The 16573-nt window shown below is 36.8% G+C and carries 15 protein-coding genes; 13 read left to right on the forward strand and 2 right to left on the reverse strand.

The features are described from left to right. Positions 1–57: 57 nt before the first annotated feature. From ACERCG_RS06630 to lptD, 5 genes are all read left to right on the forward strand, one after another. A complete protein-coding gene (locus ACERCG_RS06630; protein WP_006248055.1) occupies positions 58–435 on the forward strand; it encodes a YacL family protein in 378 nt (125 codons plus the stop codon). An 88-nt stretch (positions 436–523) separates the two neighbouring features. Then, on the forward strand, positions 524–1111 hold the full coding sequence (gene yihI, locus ACERCG_RS06635; protein WP_373611265.1) for a Der GTPase-activating protein YihI: 588 nt from the start codon (positions 524–526) through the stop codon (positions 1109–1111). Positions 1112–1126: 15 nt separating this feature from the next. Next, positions 1127–1594 (forward strand): DUF2489 domain-containing protein, encoded by a 468-nt coding sequence (locus ACERCG_RS06640; RefSeq protein WP_373611328.1) that lies wholly within the window; start codon positions 1127–1129, stop codon positions 1592–1594. Next, positions 1594–2961 (forward strand): oxygen-independent coproporphyrinogen III oxidase, encoded by a 1368-nt coding sequence (gene hemN / locus ACERCG_RS06645; protein WP_373611266.1) that lies wholly within the window; start codon positions 1594–1596, stop codon positions 2959–2961. The genes ACERCG_RS06640 and hemN overlap by 1 nt, the downstream gene beginning before the upstream one ends. Before the next feature lie 150 nt (positions 2962–3111). Next, entirely contained in the window at positions 3112–5445 is a 2334-nt protein-coding gene (lptD, locus tag ACERCG_RS06650) for an LPS assembly protein LptD (RefSeq protein WP_373611267.1), read from the forward strand. Between the two features lie 120 nt (positions 5446–5565). Here lptD and ppc read toward each other — a convergent pair whose 3' ends face one another. Beyond that, the gene (gene ppc / locus ACERCG_RS06655; protein WP_373611268.1) at positions 5566–8205 is read right to left on the reverse strand and encodes a phosphoenolpyruvate carboxylase; all 2640 of its coding nucleotides are present in this window, start codon (positions 8203–8205) and stop codon (positions 5566–5568) included. A 176-nt stretch (positions 8206–8381) separates the two neighbouring features. Here ppc and ACERCG_RS06660 point away from each other — a divergent pair, with 176 nt between their 5' ends. After that, positions 8382–8786 (forward strand): FKBP-type peptidyl-prolyl cis-trans isomerase, encoded by a 405-nt coding sequence (locus ACERCG_RS06660; protein WP_373611269.1) that lies wholly within the window; start codon positions 8382–8384, stop codon positions 8784–8786. 128 nt (positions 8787–8914) lie between these two features. Here ACERCG_RS06660 and tkt read toward each other — a convergent pair whose 3' ends face one another. Beyond that, the gene (tkt, locus tag ACERCG_RS06665) at positions 8915–10921 is read right to left on the reverse strand and encodes a transketolase (RefSeq protein WP_373611270.1); all 2007 of its coding nucleotides are present in this window, start codon (positions 10919–10921) and stop codon (positions 8915–8917) included. Between the two features lie 337 nt (positions 10922–11258). On the opposite strand from tkt, the gene rpmE reads away from it, so the two are divergent. The 7 genes from rpmE (at position 11259) to ACERCG_RS06700 (ending at position 16567) form a co-directional block, all read left to right on the forward strand. Beyond that, the gene (gene rpmE / locus ACERCG_RS06670) at positions 11259–11471 is read left to right on the forward strand and encodes a 50S ribosomal protein L31 (protein WP_373611271.1); all 213 of its coding nucleotides are present in this window, start codon (positions 11259–11261) and stop codon (positions 11469–11471) included. A 111-nt stretch (positions 11472–11582) separates the two neighbouring features. Then, a complete protein-coding gene (locus ACERCG_RS06675; protein ID WP_373611272.1) occupies positions 11583–12179 on the forward strand; it encodes a Uma2 family endonuclease in 597 nt (198 codons plus the stop codon). Positions 12180–12190: 11 nt separating this feature from the next. Further along, the gene (locus ACERCG_RS06680) at positions 12191–12754 is read left to right on the forward strand and encodes a GTP pyrophosphokinase (protein ID WP_373611273.1); all 564 of its coding nucleotides are present in this window, start codon (positions 12191–12193) and stop codon (positions 12752–12754) included. A gap of 15 nt (positions 12755–12769) precedes the next feature. After that, the gene (locus tag ACERCG_RS06685) at positions 12770–13528 is read left to right on the forward strand and encodes a glycosyltransferase family 25 protein (RefSeq protein ID WP_373611274.1); all 759 of its coding nucleotides are present in this window, start codon (positions 12770–12772) and stop codon (positions 13526–13528) included. 12 nt (positions 13529–13540) lie between these two features. Then, positions 13541–14581: a glycosyltransferase family 4 protein gene (locus ACERCG_RS06690; RefSeq protein WP_373611275.1), complete on the forward strand. Its 1041-nt coding sequence runs from the start codon at positions 13541–13543 to the stop codon at positions 14579–14581. A 269-nt stretch (positions 14582–14850) separates the two neighbouring features. Continuing rightward, entirely contained in the window at positions 14851–15666 is an 816-nt protein-coding gene (locus ACERCG_RS06695; RefSeq protein WP_373611276.1) for a glycosyltransferase family 25 protein, read from the forward strand. A 10-nt stretch (positions 15667–15676) separates the two neighbouring features. Beyond that, positions 15677–16567 (forward strand): glycosyltransferase family 8 protein, encoded by an 891-nt coding sequence (locus ACERCG_RS06700; protein ID WP_373611277.1) that lies wholly within the window; start codon positions 15677–15679, stop codon positions 16565–16567. The last annotated feature ends 6 nt before the right edge of the window (positions 16568–16573 follow it).

Here is a 16573-nt window from a genome sequence, read left to right on the forward strand (position 1 = left end):
TTTTCCAAAAAAAGACCGCTTGTTAGGCTATAATAGCCGTAATAGAGGAGAAGGTGTATGGAATATCAATTTACCCATAGTATTCACGGGGTGGTGGCAAAATGTTCGATGGATCACGAGGCGTTTGCTCGTTGGTTGAATGCCGAAATAACGGAAAATCCTAGCCAATTAGCCCCTATTTTCGCTGAAATAGAGAAGTGTCGAGCCGCATTTCCGAATCATTATGAATGTGTGTTTGAAGGGCGGGAGTATAGTCTCTATTTTGATTATGATGAAGTGATGGCAAAGGCAAACAATTTAGATGCTGCTTTTGATGATGAGGAAATGGAAGAAGGCTTTCAATTTTACAATGAAGAGAGCATCGCATTTTGTGGCTTAGATGACTTTGAGAAATTTTTGAAAGCCTACCAACATTTTGTGCAAACTTATCATTGATTGAAATGATTAATTGAAACCAAAGCTATTAAGGGAATCTAATTCCTTGTAGAATAGCCGTTTATAGCAATTTTAAGATATTAAATTTATGAGTCGTACTAAAAAAACACGTCGTATTACCGACATTATGCCGGCAAGAAAGACCGATAAACCTAAACAGCCTATGTCTAAATTAGGTGGGGGGAAAAATCGCAAACTGACCCGTTATGAGTTAGATGCTCAAGCCCGTGAGGAAAAGCGTAAGCGTAAGCATAAAGGCTTGCCGACAGGTTCTCGTAATGCTGATTCTGCAGAGCAGAAAAAGGCGGTAGTGAAAGAGGTGAAAGATCCGCGTATTGGTAGCCGTAAAAAAGTGCCATTAATGGTGGAATTTGTAAATCAACCAGAGAAAGGTCGAACGATTAAACCTGTGCCGGTTGAGCCTGTAAAACCAATTCTTTCGCCAGAGCAAGAGTTAGAGCAATTAGAAAATAACGAATGCTTAAATCAATTATTAGATGATTTAGAAGCAGGAAAAACATTATCACCTGAAGATCAGAAATTTATGAATGAATGCTTAGACCGTATTGATGAATTAATGACGGAACTTGGCATTGAGTATGAAGATGAAGAAGGCGATAATGGCGATGCGTTATTACGCCAATTTGAAACTATGGATATTAATAAATTTCGTTAATAGATAAATCAGATGATGTTAAAGATATTCTTGATTGTACTTGCTGCTCTGATTCTAATTTCAATGGCAGGCTATGCGATTCACTTAATGCTGAAGTTAAAATTGCAGAAAAAGCGTGAGCAAGAACTGATTGAGCAGGCAAAAGAAGCGCAAAAAGCCCGTTATCTTCGCATTTTAGAAAGCCTTGAGGTGATCGCTAAAGCGATGCTCACTGAGCAATGCGATTTTTCGGAAGGTGTTTTGCGTTTAAAGCCCTTACTTGATGTATTAGGCAAAAAATTAAGCCACTATAGTGCGATGTGGGCGTTATACGAAGTGGTTGAAAATATGCCGATTTTAGATGAGCGTAAAAATCTAAAGCGCAATGAACGAATGAAGCTTGATTTAGAGAGAGAATCGAAAGAAGTTGAGCTTGAGGCTGAAATTAAAGCCGAGTGTGAGCAATTATTAAAAGATATTGAAGAAATGAGAAAGGCAATCTAATGTCAGAAATTATTTGGGACTTATCCCTGATTCAAAAATATAACCATTCCGGTCCTCGTTATACTTCTTACCCAACAGCGTTAGAGTTTAACGAAAATTATACCAATGATGATTTTATCCGTGCTGCCGCTCGCTATCCTGAGCGTCCGCTTTCGCTTTATGTGCATATTCCGTTTTGTCATAAACTGTGCTATTTCTGCGGCTGTAACAAAGTGATTACTCGCCATCGTCATAAAGTTGAAATCTATTTAGACTATTTAGAGCGTGAAATTAAAACTCGTGCCCCTTTATTTACGAACCGCTTGGTAACGCAAATTCACTGGGGGGGGGGTACACCAACCTATTTAGATGAAGATCAATCTGCTCGTTTAATGCAAATGCTACGCACTAATTTTGAAATTAGTGAAGAGGCTGAAATCAGTATCGAGATGGATCCGCGTGAAATTGAACTCGATATGTTAGATCACCTAAAATCTATCGGTTTTAACCGCATTAGTATGGGGATTCAAGACTTCGACAAAGAAGTGCAACGTTTAGTAAACCGTGAGCAAGATGAAGAATTTATTTTTGCATTAATGAAACGTGCAAAAGAGCTTGGTTTTGTTTCAACCAACGTGGATTTAATCTACGGCTTGCCAAAACAAAATGTCGAGAGCTTTATGTACACACTGCAACGTGTAGTAGAGTTAAACCCAGATCGTATGAGTGTATTTAACTATGCACACTTGCCCAGTCGCTTTGCAGCACAAGTTAAAATTAAAGAAGAGCTACTGCCAGCACCCGAAACAAAGCTCACTATTTTACAAAAATCGATCGAATTCTTAGGCGAGAATGGCTATAAATTTATCGGTATGGATCACTTTGCTAAACCTGATGATGAACTGGCTATTGCCCAAGAAAAAGGGATTTTACACCGTAACTTTCAAGGCTATACAACGCAAGAAGAGTGCGACTTGTTAGGTATGGGCGTTTCGGCAATTAGCTTACTGGGCGATACTTATGCTCAAAACCGCAAAGAGTTACAACAATATTACGCAGATGTAGAAGCAAACGGCATTGCGTTACATAAAGGGATTGCCCTCACTCAAGATGATTGTATTCGCCGTGATGTGATTAAAGCCTTGATTTGTAACTTTAAACTTGATTTTGCAACCATTGAAAAGCAGTACGGCATTGATTTTAAAGCCTATTTTGCTGAAGATCTGGCTTTATTAGAGTCATTAGCAGAAGATGAATTATTAACGATTAACGATGATGGCATCGTGGTGCTACCGCGTGGACGTTTGTTAATCCGTAATATTTGCTTATGTTTTGATGTCTATTCAAGACAATTAGCGAGAAGACAGCAGTTTTCCCGTATTATTTAATGATCAAGCGGTCGTTTTTTAAGAATTTTTTGCAAAACATTGAAGTGAAAATGTTGAGCGTAGGGATAAATTGCAATTTGCCTCTGCAAAAATAAATGCAAAAAATTGCTTAAACTTAACCGCTTGTTCCCAATTCAGAAAGGAAAAATAATGAAACAGCGTTATAGCTTACTTTCTCTTGCTGTGATGGCAGCTTGTTATAGCAATTATGCAGCCGCTGATCTCAAGCAGCAATGCTTACTTGGTGTACCTCATTTTCAAGGTGAAGTGGTTGAAGGTGATCAACTGAGAATGCCGATTACGATTGAGGCGGATAGTGCAGTAATTAATCAGCCTCGTGATGCAACCTATACGGGTGATGTAACAGTTAAACAGGGCAATCGCTCGATCTGGGCGGATCAGGTGCGAGTTGAGCAAGATGGCGAAAATGCCCGAATAGCGTATTTGCAAGGCAACTTTAACTATCAAGATAATTTAATTCAAGCTACAGGTGCGGATGCCACGATTAATCTTCTTTCCAAAGATGCAAGCTTAACGAATGCGAATTATCAATTAGTCGGCAGACAAGGACGGGGTACTGCAGAGTCTGGGGAGTTTGGTAATAGCAAACGTACGCTTAAAAATGCAAGTTTCACTTCTTGTTTACCTGATGATAATTCGTGGCAAATCGAAGCGAATGAGATGATCCAACATGTTGATGAAGAGTATGCTGAAATGTGGCACGCTCGTTTTAAAGTGTTGGGCGTACCTGTGTTCTATTCGCCTTACCTACAATTCCCGATTGGTGATCGTCGCCGTACAGGTCTGCTTATTCCAAGTTTTGAGCGTTCAAGCAAAAATGGTTGGACATATTCTCAGCCATTTTACTGGAATATCGCCCCGAATATGGACGCTACGATTACGCCAACCTATTACTCACGTCGTGGCTGGCAACTTAGCCCGGAGTTTCGTTATTTAACCAAAATTGGGCAAGGCTTAGTGGCAACCGAATATATGGCAAAAGATCGCTTGACTGAATATCAGCCAGAAAATGATGATCGTAAACGCTATTTGTTCCATTGGCGTCATGCAATGAGTTTTTTAACTGATTGGCGTTTCTCGATAGATTATACAAAAGTAAGCGATAGGCGTTATTTCTCTGATTTTGATTCTGACTACGGTAATAGTACAGATGGTTATGCAACGCAAAATTTTAGATTAGGCTACTATCAGCCAAATTATAATTTGTCGATTTCAGGTAAAAAATTCCAAACTTTCGATGAGCTGGATGTCGGACCTTACCGAGTACTTCCACAAATTGACTTTAATTATTATAAAAACGATTTAATTAAAGGTGGTGATTTCAAATTTTTTGCCCAAGCGGCTCGTTTTGAAAATGACAGTAAACTAATGCCAAAAGCGTGGCGTTTCCACGCAGAACCTACGCTGAATTTCCCATTAGCAAACCGCTATGGTAGCTTAAATTTAGAAGCCAAGCTATACGCAACGCATTATTTACAAAGCAAAGGCAGTGAGAGTACAGAAGAGATTAAGAAAAGTGTAAGCCGAGTATTGCCTCAAATTAAGTTAGATTTCAAAACCGTTTTAGAATCAGATAAACAGCTATTATCAGGCTTTAATCAGACGATTGAGCCGAGATTGCAATATATTTATCGTCCATACAAAAACCAAAGCGATATTGGGTCTAAACGCCAAAAAAGTGTCAGTTTAGGTTATGATTCGGCACTATTACAAAATGACTATTTCTCGTTATTTAATGATCGCCGCTATAGTGGTTTAGACCGAATTTCTTCAGCAAATTTAATTACAGCCGGTGGAACGACTCGCTTCTTTAATAATGAAACAGGTGAAGAGGTATTCAACTTTAGTTTAGGTCAAACCTATTATTTAAGCCCATCAAAAATTGATGATACTTCGGATAATAGCACGACCAAACGTTCTTCTTCGTGGGCGGCTGAATCTAACTGGAAATTCCATAAAAAATGGAATTGGCACGGTAGTTATCAATATGACACTCGCTTAAATCAAACTTCTTTGGCGAATATGTCATTACAATATAAACCACAATCAGATAAATTGATTCAACTTAACTATCGTTATGCAAGTAAAGATTATATCAATCAAAATTTAAATACGAATAGATATAGTCAATCTATTAAGCAAGTCGGTGGTGTATTAGGCTGGGAAGTAACTGATAAAGTATCAGTAATGACAAGCTATTATCACGATCTTGCCTTGCAAAAACCGGTTGAAGGACAGCTTTCGCTAAATTACAACACTTGTTGTTGGGCCGCGAATGTTTATGTGGCACGTCGCTTAGTTTCAACGCCGGTCGGCTCGCCTGATACGATTAATGATTTCTACTACGATAATAAATTCGGTATTAACTTTGAGCTACGCTTTGGTACAAGCTATAGCAATGGTGTATCGAGAATGTTAAAACGAGGGATTATCCCTTATACCGAGCCTTACGGTATTAACTAAACAAAAAGCGAGAATTTAGTTCTCGCTTTTTTTATGTTTAATAGACTACAAGCGGTTAAATTTATTCAGGATTTTGCAAATGTGTCACCAAATTTAATCGCTTGTATAACATAAGCTAACCTAACCTGTATTACGCATACCTGCCGCAATACCTGTGATGGTTATCATCAAGGCTTGTTCAAGTTCAGGATCGACATTTTCACCTTGATTACGAATACGGTGCAGTAGCTCCACTTGTAACAAATTCAATGGGTCTGTGTACACATTACGCAGTGCGATGGATTCTGCAATCCAAGGTAAATCTGCCATTAATTGACCATCGTGGGCAAGGGCAAGAACAGTTTTGAGATCAGCTTGTAATTGGGTGCGTAATGCTTTGCCTAAACGATGTAATGTTGGCTCAACTAAACGTTGGTCATAATATTCCGCTAACCACACGTCTGCTTTACTGAATACCATCTCAAGCATTCCAATACGAGTTGAGAAGAACGGCCATTCATTACACATCTCTTTTAACAGTTTTTCATCGCCATCATCAATGAGCTGCTGCAATGCTTGCCCTGCACCTAACCACGCAGGCAGCATTAAGCGGTTTTGCATCCAAGCAAAAATCCATGGAATAGCACGCAAACTTTCAACGCCACCTTTCGGATTGCGTTTTGCTGGGCGTGAACCAAGCGGTAAGCGAGACAGTTCTTGCTCGGGCGTTGCTGCTCGGAAATATGGTACAAAATCCGCTTCACCACGCACCATATCACGGTAAATTTGGCAGGAAATTTCCGAACCTTTAGCTAATACATCTCGCCATTCTTGTTTTGGCTCTGGTGGTGGGAAGATATTTGCTTCTAAAATCGCACTGGCGTAAAGTTCTAAACTTTCCACCGCAACGGCAGGTAAGCCTAATTTGAATCGGATCATTTCGCCTTGCTCGGTAACTCGTAAACCATTTTTTAGTGAGCGAGGAGGCTGAGAGAGCAGAGCTGCATGAGCCGGAGCACCACCACGTCCGATAGTGCCTCCACGCCCGTGAAATAGGGTAAGCTCAATATTATATTTTTCACATAAATTAACTAATGCTTCTTGCGCTCGATATTGTGCCCAACCAGCGGCTAACATTCCTGCGTCTTTGGCGGAATCGGAATAGCCGATCATAATCATCTGATAATTATTGATAATGCCACGATACCAGCCGATATTAAACAAATCAGTCATCACTTTTTCACTGTGATCTAAATCGCCCAGTGTTTCAAAGAGTGGGGCAACAGGAATAGTAAATTTGCATCCTGCTTCTTTTAATAAAAGATGAACGGCTAACACGTCAGAGGCTTCACGAGCCATTGAAATTACATAGGCAGAAATTACTCCTTGAGGCTGTTCAGCCACGATTTTACAAGTGTCTAATACCTCTTTGGTTTCTGCACTTGGTGTCCAGTTATTTGGAATTAGTGGGCGACGAGAGGTAAGCTCACGCACTAAGAAGGCTTGTTTATCATCTTCTGTCCAATGCGAGTAGTCGCCTAAGCCGATATAGCGAGTGATTTCTGCAATCGCTGTTTCGTGGCGGGTACTTTCTTGGCGAATATCTAAACGAGATAAGCCTAACCCAAAACAACTTACACGGCGTAAACAATCTAGCAACGCACCGTTTGCAATGATTCGCATACCACAGGCTTGTAAGGATTCATAGCAGTCGAATAAAGGCTGCCAAAGCTGCTTATCTGAGATTAAGATCTCTTTTTCATCAATAGTAGAAATGCGATCTTCTAACAGTTCAGCATAGTAAATTTCAGTATTCGTTAATTTTTGGCGTAGTCCTTTTAACACCACTCGATAAGGCTCTAAATGATCGCCATATTTTGCACGAAAGGCAGGCGTACATTGTGTAACAGATAACTCTTCGGTTAATTGTTTAATATCTTCTAAGAATAACCCTGCTGCTTTCCAGCGGTTCATTCTTAATACTCGGCGAGTAGTTTCTGCGGTTACAAATGGATTACCATCACGGTCGCCTCCCATCCAAGAAGAGAAGCGAACAGGTGCAAGACTAACAGAATATTGCACCCCAAAATGTTTCTCTAAATAGAAATTCAGTTGGCGGCAGAACTCAGGCACAGCAGTCCATAAACTATTTTCAATCACTGCCATACCGCCCTTAGCTTCATCAACAGGGGTTGGGCGTTGTGTTCTAATTTCATTGGTATGCCAAGCTAACGCAATCAACTGCATTAAACGGCGTTTGATTTTATAACTTTCTGTTTCGGTTAAGTCATCGTGTTCTAATAGGTCTAAACATTTATTGATTTCAACGTGTTTATGCCCAAGTGAACGGCGAGTTACTTCTGTTGGGTGAGCTGTTAGTACCAAATCAATCATTAAGGCTTCCACAGTTTTAATCACTTTTTCAACAGGAATATTTTGTGATTTCAAACGAAGAAAAAGTGAATCTAATGAACGGTTACTTAATAATGTATTGGTATGATGGCGTGAAACCGTTTGATGTTGTTCGGCAATATTTGTTAAGTTTAAAAAATGGCTAAATGCACGAGCAACAGGCAATACATCATCATTAGAAATATTGGCTAATTTATCTAATAATTGCTTACGGGCTGTTTCATCACCAGAGCGTGAATTTCTGGATAATACACGAATGCTCTCAATTAAATCAAGAATATAATCGCCCTGTGCATCACGAATTGTTTGACCTAAGAAATCGCCTAGCATTTGAATATTAGTATGTATGCTGGAATATTGTTGGTTCATAAAAAATTCCTATGATAAAGATAAATTTAATTAGGGGTAATATGCCTAAAATAATAGGAAATAGCAAATAGATTTAATTAAAAAGTTGAATTAAATGATAAAAAAACAAAAAATGATTGTCTAATCTACCAGTAGCGGCTAAACGCCTTTTATCACAAGAGAGGAATCTGATGAAAATGATGAAATCATTTTATACTTTTAGCTTAGCATTATTGGTTGGCGGAGTAACTTTACCTGCTGCCGTTTCGGCTAATCAACGTTACCAAACTACTGAACAAGGATTGCAATATAAAGTTATTAAAGCAAGTAACGGCAAAAAGCCAACTATCAACGATAAAGTGGAGATCCGCTTTAAGTCCTATAACGAGAAAGGCGAATTATTTGAAGGCACATTAAATAATGTACCTGTGATTTTACCTGTGAGAGATATGTTCTCAGGGCTTCAACAAAGTTTGATGATGATGCCTGTAGGCTCAGTTTATGAGTTTAATATTCCTAAGCATTTAGGCTACCAAGAAGAGGGTAGTCATTCTAAAAAGCCTGTGTTATATCGCATAGAATTATTAAGAATTAATCCTTAATATTACGCAAGCGGTAAAATTTGACAAAAATTTTGCAAGTTGTAAAAAATTAGCGAAATATGACCGTTTACTACATATCACAAGCACAAAAAAGCGGGAGTTTCTCCCGCTTTTGTACTATATAAGTATTATAAAATCTCTTTCGCTTTTGCAACTACGTTTTCAACGGTGAAACCGAAGAGTTTGAATAATTGGTCAGCAGGAGCTGATTCACCAAAGCTATTCATACCTACAATTCGACCTTCAAAGCCAACGTATTTATACCAGAAGTCTGCAATTTGTGCTTCGATGGCAACACGTTTTGTGACTGAACGTGGTAACACAGATTCACGGTATGCTTCATCTTGTTTATCAAACACATTGGTGCTTGGCATTGAAACAACACGCACTTTCACACCTTCGCTATCTAATACATCTGCGGCTTTCATTGCTAAATCAACTTCAGAACCTGTTGCGATTAAGATTAAATCTGGGCAAGTGCCTTTTTCACAGCAATCACGCAAGATATAACCACCACGAGCTACATTCGCTAATTGTTCAGCTGTACGCTCTTGTTGTGCAAGGTTTTGACGAGTGAAGATCAACGCTGAAGGGCCATCTTTACGCTCAACCGCCGCTTTCCACGCTACTGCAGATTCTACTTGATCTGCCGGTCTCCACGTTTCTAAGTTTGGAATTAGGCGTAATGAAGCTGTTTGTTCTACTGGCTGGTGAGTTGGACCATCTTCGCCTAAACCGATTGAATCGTGCGTGTAAACGAATAATACTCGTTGTTTCATTAATGCTGCCATACGCACTGCATTGTGAGCGTATTCATAGAACATTAAGAATGTTGCACCGTAAGGAATGAAACCGCCGTGTAGGGCAATACCATTCATAATGGCGGACATACCAAACTCACGCACCCCGTAATTGATATAGTTACCATCTACATTGTGATCAGCACGGATTGGTTTTGATCCAGACCATAACGTTAAGTTAGAGCTTGCAAGGTCTGCAGAACCGCCTAAGAACTCAGGTAATGTTGGTGCATAGGCTTCAATTGCATTTTGAGATGCTTTACGGCTTGCAATATTTGCAGGGTTTGCTTGTAATTTCTCAATAAATGCTTTGCTTTCTGTTTCCCAGTTTGCTGGTAATTCGCCTGCATAGCGACGTTTAAATTCTGCAGCTAATACTGGATATGCAGATTCATAAGCTGCAAATTTTGCATTCCAATCTTTCTCTGCTAGTGTACCTTTTGCTTTTGCATCCCAATCTGAATAAATTTCCTCAGGAATTTCAAATGGAGCGTGTTCCCAACCTAAGAACTCACGAGAAGCTGCAATTTCCACATCGCCTAATGGTGCACCGTGGGAATCGTGGGAAGCTGATTTATTTGGCGAGCCATAACCGATAATTGTCTTACAGATGATAAGGGTAGGGCGTTCAGTTTCAGCTTGTGCATTTTCAATCGCAAATTTGATTTGCTCTGCATCGTGACCATCAACATTGCGGATTACTTGCCAGCCGTATGATTCAAAGCGTTGTGCCGTATCATCAGTAAACCAACCATCAACGTGGCCATCAATCGAAATATTGTTGTCATCATAGAATGCAATTAATTTACCTAAACCTAATGTACCCGCAAGCGAGCAAGCCTCGTGAGAAATACCCTCCATTAAGCAACCATCACCTAAGAATGCGTAGGTATAGTGATCAACAATGTTATGACCTTCACGGTTAAATTGTGCAGCAAGGGTTTTTTCTGCAATTGCCATACCAACAGCGTTAGTAATACCTTGACCTAAAGGACCTGTTGTAGTCTCAACACCCGGTGCATAGCCATATTCTGGGTGTCCCGGTGTTTTAGAGTGTAATTGACGGAATTGTTTTAAATCTTCGATAGAAAGATCATAGCCTGTTAAATGTAACAAGCTATAAATTAACATTGAGCCGTGTCCATTTGACAGAACAAAGCGGTCACGATCAGCCCATTTAGGGTTATTTGGGTTGTGCTTTAAAAAATCACGCCATAAAACTTCTGCAATATCAGCCATACCCATAGGGGCTCCCGGGTGACCTGAATTTGCTTTTTGCACAGCATCCATACTTAAAAAACGAATTGCATTTGCTAGCACTTTACGTTCTGCCATTGTGTTTACTCCTAGTCGAAGAATGTTATATAAAGAAAGGGATAGAATCCGATTTTACACTATTTTTTTATAAAGTCTCAAAAAACTAAATGAAAAGTGTGATCTAGCTCACAAATCTATAGAGATTTGCCTGCATTACGCTCAATATTGTTTTTGTTAAATAGTTTATAAAATAGCAACCATTAATAGTTGATCTTGGCAGGAAATTTCTCTAAAATACGCACTCTTTTTGGCGTTGAGCATTTGCTCAACATTTTTATTAATTACATATGGTACCTATCAGCGGTAGAGATTCTAACAAGATAGGCGGCGATATGGCTTCTTATGAGGTTCCCCAATGAAACAAGGTATTCACCCAGAATATAAAGAAATTACGGCAACTTGCTCTTGCGGTAATGTAGTTAAAACTCGCTCAACAGTGGGTAAAGATTTAAACTTAGACGTATGTGGCAACTGCCACCCGTTCTACACTGGTAAACAACGTGTTGTTGACACCGGTGGTCGTGTAGAGCGTTTCAACAAACGTTTCAGCATTCCAAGCACAAAATAAGATTTTTGACCCCACGCAAGTGGGGTTTTTTGTATCTGCTGTTTGCTGAAAACATTGAGATAGAAGGCAGATTGTGCTTAAATACACCAATTTTGAGAACGATAGGGGATAATGATGAGTTTACCAATGACTCCGATTACTGAATTAAATCAGCTTGATTTAAACGGTACTTATAGCTATTCCGACTATTTAATGTGGAAAATCAAAGAAAAAATCGAGCTGATTAAAGGCAAAATTATTGCAATGTCGCCTGCGCCAAATCGTTTGCATCAACGTATCTCGATGAAGATGAGTTTGGAATTTGCAAAATTTTTCGATAACCATCAATGCCAATTGTATGCAGATCCATTTGATGTTCGTTTCCCACATCCGGACGGCACGATTAAAACCGTGGTTCAGCCTGATATTTATGTAATTTGTGATCCGAGCAAATTAGATGAAAAAGGCTGTCTCGGTGCGCCGGATTTAGTGGTGGAAATTCTTTCTCCTGGTAATTCCCGCCGTGAAATGAAAGATAAATATGAACTTTATCAAGAACAAGGGGTAAGTGAATACTGGGTTGTTCGCCCAGAAGAGCGTAATATTCACATTTATGTATTAGAAAATGGGCGCTATATCGGAATTGCACCAGTAGTGGAAGATGAGATTATTACATCGGTAAAATTTCCATATTTAAGCTTTTCTACCAAAGGGCTTTATGATTTATAGGAAATAAAGAGATGATAAATAAAATTGAAAGGCTAATTAGTGAAATTAATAAATTACACCTCGCTTTTTCGCAGGATTATTTTGAAACCGGAAAAATAGAAAAGGTGAATTTAAAACATACTTTATCAAAAGTGCCACTTAAACATATTTTATCTTATCGTCTCAATTTGCACGAATCTATTAACGATTATTTATATCGTGCAGATCTTTATGACATAGCCTATTTTTATCGGGTTAAAACCTCAGAATCGATTTTATACAAAATTGAACGATTTAATCAACGTAGCGAAGGTTTTCCGGTGAATAGCATCTTAAACGACATTTTTGGTGCAAGGATCATTGTTGACAGCGAGACTGTTTGTCAAGTTATGGAAAAACTGGATGAATGGAAGGAAAAATATGGATTAAAGAATTGGTATCTGCGTGATAAAGAAGAGTATATCGGGATCCATATTTATTTTAAAAATTCAAGCAACTTTTATTATCCTTGGGAATTACAGATTTGGGATAAAAAAGATGCTGAAAGGAATATTCAGAGTCATCGGAAATATAAGCGGGACTTTGTTAATTTATAATAGTAGATATATAAAATGAAAAATACGCCTATTTTTGTTATTAACTTAGAGAAATCACAGGAACGCCGTGCTTTTATTCAAGAGCAGTTTTCAAAGTTTCCACACATACAATACCAATTCTTCAACGCTGTGAATGGAAAAGAAAACCCAAATTATCCTTTATTTACTAAATATAATGAGAAAGAACGCTTTAAACGTAAAGGTAATTTAATGAGCTTATCTCAGCTAGGTTGTTGGGCAAGTCACTATCACCTTTGGGAAAAGTGTGTGGAATTAGCACAACCTATAATTATTTTAGAAGATGATGCTTCACTGTTCTCTCATTTTTCTGAGGTTTATAAATTTCTTGGTTCGAAGGATAATCATTTTGAATTTTTGTGGTTAAGTCCTCCTGCGCCTAAAAATCGGCCGCAAATAGGGAAAAAATTACATTCAATTCCTAATACGGAATGTTATGTAGAGCGATTTTTTAAAAAATGGGATAATGCCACCGGATATTTTATAACTCCATCAGCTGCATATACATTATTAAAATTATCTGAAGAATGGATTTATAATGTTGATATTACAATGGATCGTTATTGGGAACATAAAATAGATTATTTGGCGATAACTCCTGCTTGTGTTTCACCTGACAGCACTCAGGGGAGCAATATTGAATTTAACCCTGAAAAGTCGAATAGAACTTTATGGATAAAATGCCAACGGGAGATCTATCAATTAAAGGATTTGTTTAATAAAATGTGCTATGATTTATCAATTAGATTTAAATAAATAAGGTTGCAAATGAAAGTTTCGATTATTTGTGATAAATTTAAGAAAGCAGGTGGAATGGAAAACTATCTACTTGATGTTGTCAAAGGATTTTCTCAGAGACAAATTAGACCAACCATATACGCTTGTTCATTTGATCGTTCATTGACAGAATATACATTAATTCAGCCACAAAGTATAAACGTATCATATATTCCTAGAAAGTTTAGACTACCTATTATTTCTTATCTATTTGAGAAAAAGCAGAAAATTCACTCTGATACTATATTTTTGTCTACGAGTTATATTTCTTCTGATGTGATATTTTGTGGTGGGCAGCATAAAGGCTATTTAAAAGCATTAAAAAAAGCAACCTCGTTATCTGATCGATTTAAGATTTGGAATGAGCAAAGAAGTTTAAACCAATCTAAGCTGGTTATTGCACATTCAAAATTAATGAAAAAAGAGCTACAGGATTTATATAATATAGAAGAAGATAAAATCAAAGTAATTTATCCTCCTGTTGACACCAGCAAATTTTCAATAATTACACAAGAAGAAAGGCACCGTCTGAGAGAGAAACTAGGATTTAATACTACTGATATTCTGTATTTATTCCCTTCTACCGGACATAAACGCAAAGGATATGAAATACTTAAATCATTCTTTAATAATACTGATTTACCAATAAAATTAGTCGTGGCCGGAACTCCGGTGGAAGAGAGTAAGAATGTCATTTCACTTGGGTTTAGAAATGATATGCCGGATTTATATAAGATTTCAGATTTTACTATTATGGCGTCAACTTATGAGCCTTTCGGTCTTGTTGGTATAGAATCTATTTTATCCGGTACGCCAATTATTTTTTCTGAAAATATGGGGTGCTTAGAAGTATTAAAAGGAAATTTTGGATTTACTTTTAATAAAGATGACTTGAGTTCTCTTTCTGATGCAATAAAAAACTCTATTTCATCAAGAACCAGAATTTACGAGCCTCTATCTTGTTTATCCTATAATCCTGAGCTACCGAATCATATTGAACTGATTATTAATGAAATTCAAAACATAAACTAATACCTGAAAGTAATTCTTTATAATATAACTTGGGTTTAAGCTTATTATGAAAATATTAATCTTACATAAATATATGGTAATAGGTGGGATAGATAGAGTTTTGCTATCTTACGCCCGAGGAAGTGTTTAGGCTGAAAAACACCTTATAAAGTTTATTTTGGAAAATCGTTGCACTTGGTTTGACAATTCAAGTGTTAAATTAAAACGTGAGTTCTATAAATTAAAAGATTCACTCTATAAATTTATCTATGATTTAAGTAGGTAGTACGATGTTAAAATGTAAGAATTATGTAATTAGCCTCCCTTCTGCAGAAAAAAGAAGAAAGCATATTCTCCGAGAATTTGCCAGTAAGAATGTGAATTTTGAATTTTTTGATGCTTTTTCCCCTTCAGAAATAATGGATAAAGCAATTAGTGAGCTTATTCCTGAGTTAGCAAAGAATCAAACTTTAACAAATGGAGAAAAAGGTTGTTTATTAAGCCATTTAGCGTTATGGAAAAAATGTATTGACGACAATTTAGACTATATCGCAATTTTTGAAGATGATGTTTTGTTGAGTAATGATATTTCCACATTTCTGAATAGACTAAATGGGGTGGATGATTTTGCTAAAAATCTTCCATTAATCTTAAAGTTAGAAACCTTCTTAATGCCAGTTGAGTTAGATAACTATAGCTTCAAAACGTGCCATAATAGAAATATTCAACTTTTAAAATCTGTACATTATGGTACAGCCGGTTATATCATTTCTAATTCTGGAGCGAAATATTGTCTTGGTAAACTTTATAAAGAAGAGAAAACTAATATAGTTGCAATTGACCAAATTATATTTAATCAATTCCTAAATAATGAAGAGATTACAGTTTATCAGCTTTCTCCTGCACTTTGTATACAAGAATTACAACAGAATAAAAAAGAGAGTAGTTTAGATAGCCAGATAGAAGTTGAAAGGAAATCAGTATCAGATAAGTTAAAGCCAAGTTTTATAGAGAAGTTATTGAATAGTTACCATAGAAAGAAAAAAAGAAAATTAGAAAATAAAATGAGAAAGGAAAAGAATTATAAAATAGTTGAGTTTGTATAAAGGTTAAATAATGAATATTGTATTATCTAGTGATGAAAATTATGCTCCTTATCTTGCTGTTAGCATACTAAGTGTGTTGGAACATAATCATAATGTACATTTTTATATATTAGACCTGGGGATATCTAATATAAGTAAAGATAGAATTATAAACCTGGTGAATGATAATAATGCTAATATAGATTTTATTTTAGTAAAAGAAGAAGATTTCTTAGCTTTCCCAAAAACAATAAAGCATATTTCTATTGCCACTTATGCCAGGCTTAAATTAGATGAGTACCTTCCTAATTTGGATAAGATTTTATATCTTGATGTGGATACATTAACTACGAATTCTTTATCAGAATTATGGAATATTGATTTATCTGATTTTTCTATAGGTGCTTGTTATGATTCCTTTATTGAAACTAATGGTTATAAATTAACAATAGGGTTGTCTGAACATCATCATTATTTCAATGCTGGTGTTTTACTTATAAATATGTATAAATTCAAAAATAGTAATGTTTATCATTCAGCTCTACAATATCTTGAAAAATATCAAGATATAAAATATCAAGATCAAGATATAATGAATTTTATCTTTAAAGATGATGTGATTTTTATTAATCCAAAATATAACTTTATGCCAACTTTAAAGAATAAAATTAGAAATAAAGTGGCATTATCCGAACTAGAGAGGCTATCAACACCAATATCTATAATTCACTATTGTAGTGAGGTGAAAGCTTGGCATAAGAAATGTTCACATACTAATAGTAACTTATTCTTAACTTTATTCAATAGCATTAAAAATAAGCCATCATCTTGGATTGGGAAAGTTGAGAAGGTCAGCTGCCTTAAAAAAATATCTAGGATAAGAAAAGATATGCGAAATAAAATTATATATGGAATAAAATAGTAGGGG

The sequence above is a fragment of the Mannheimia sp. E30BD genome, from assembly GCF_041807785.1.
GTDB lineage: Bacteria > Pseudomonadota > Gammaproteobacteria > Enterobacterales > Pasteurellaceae > Mannheimia.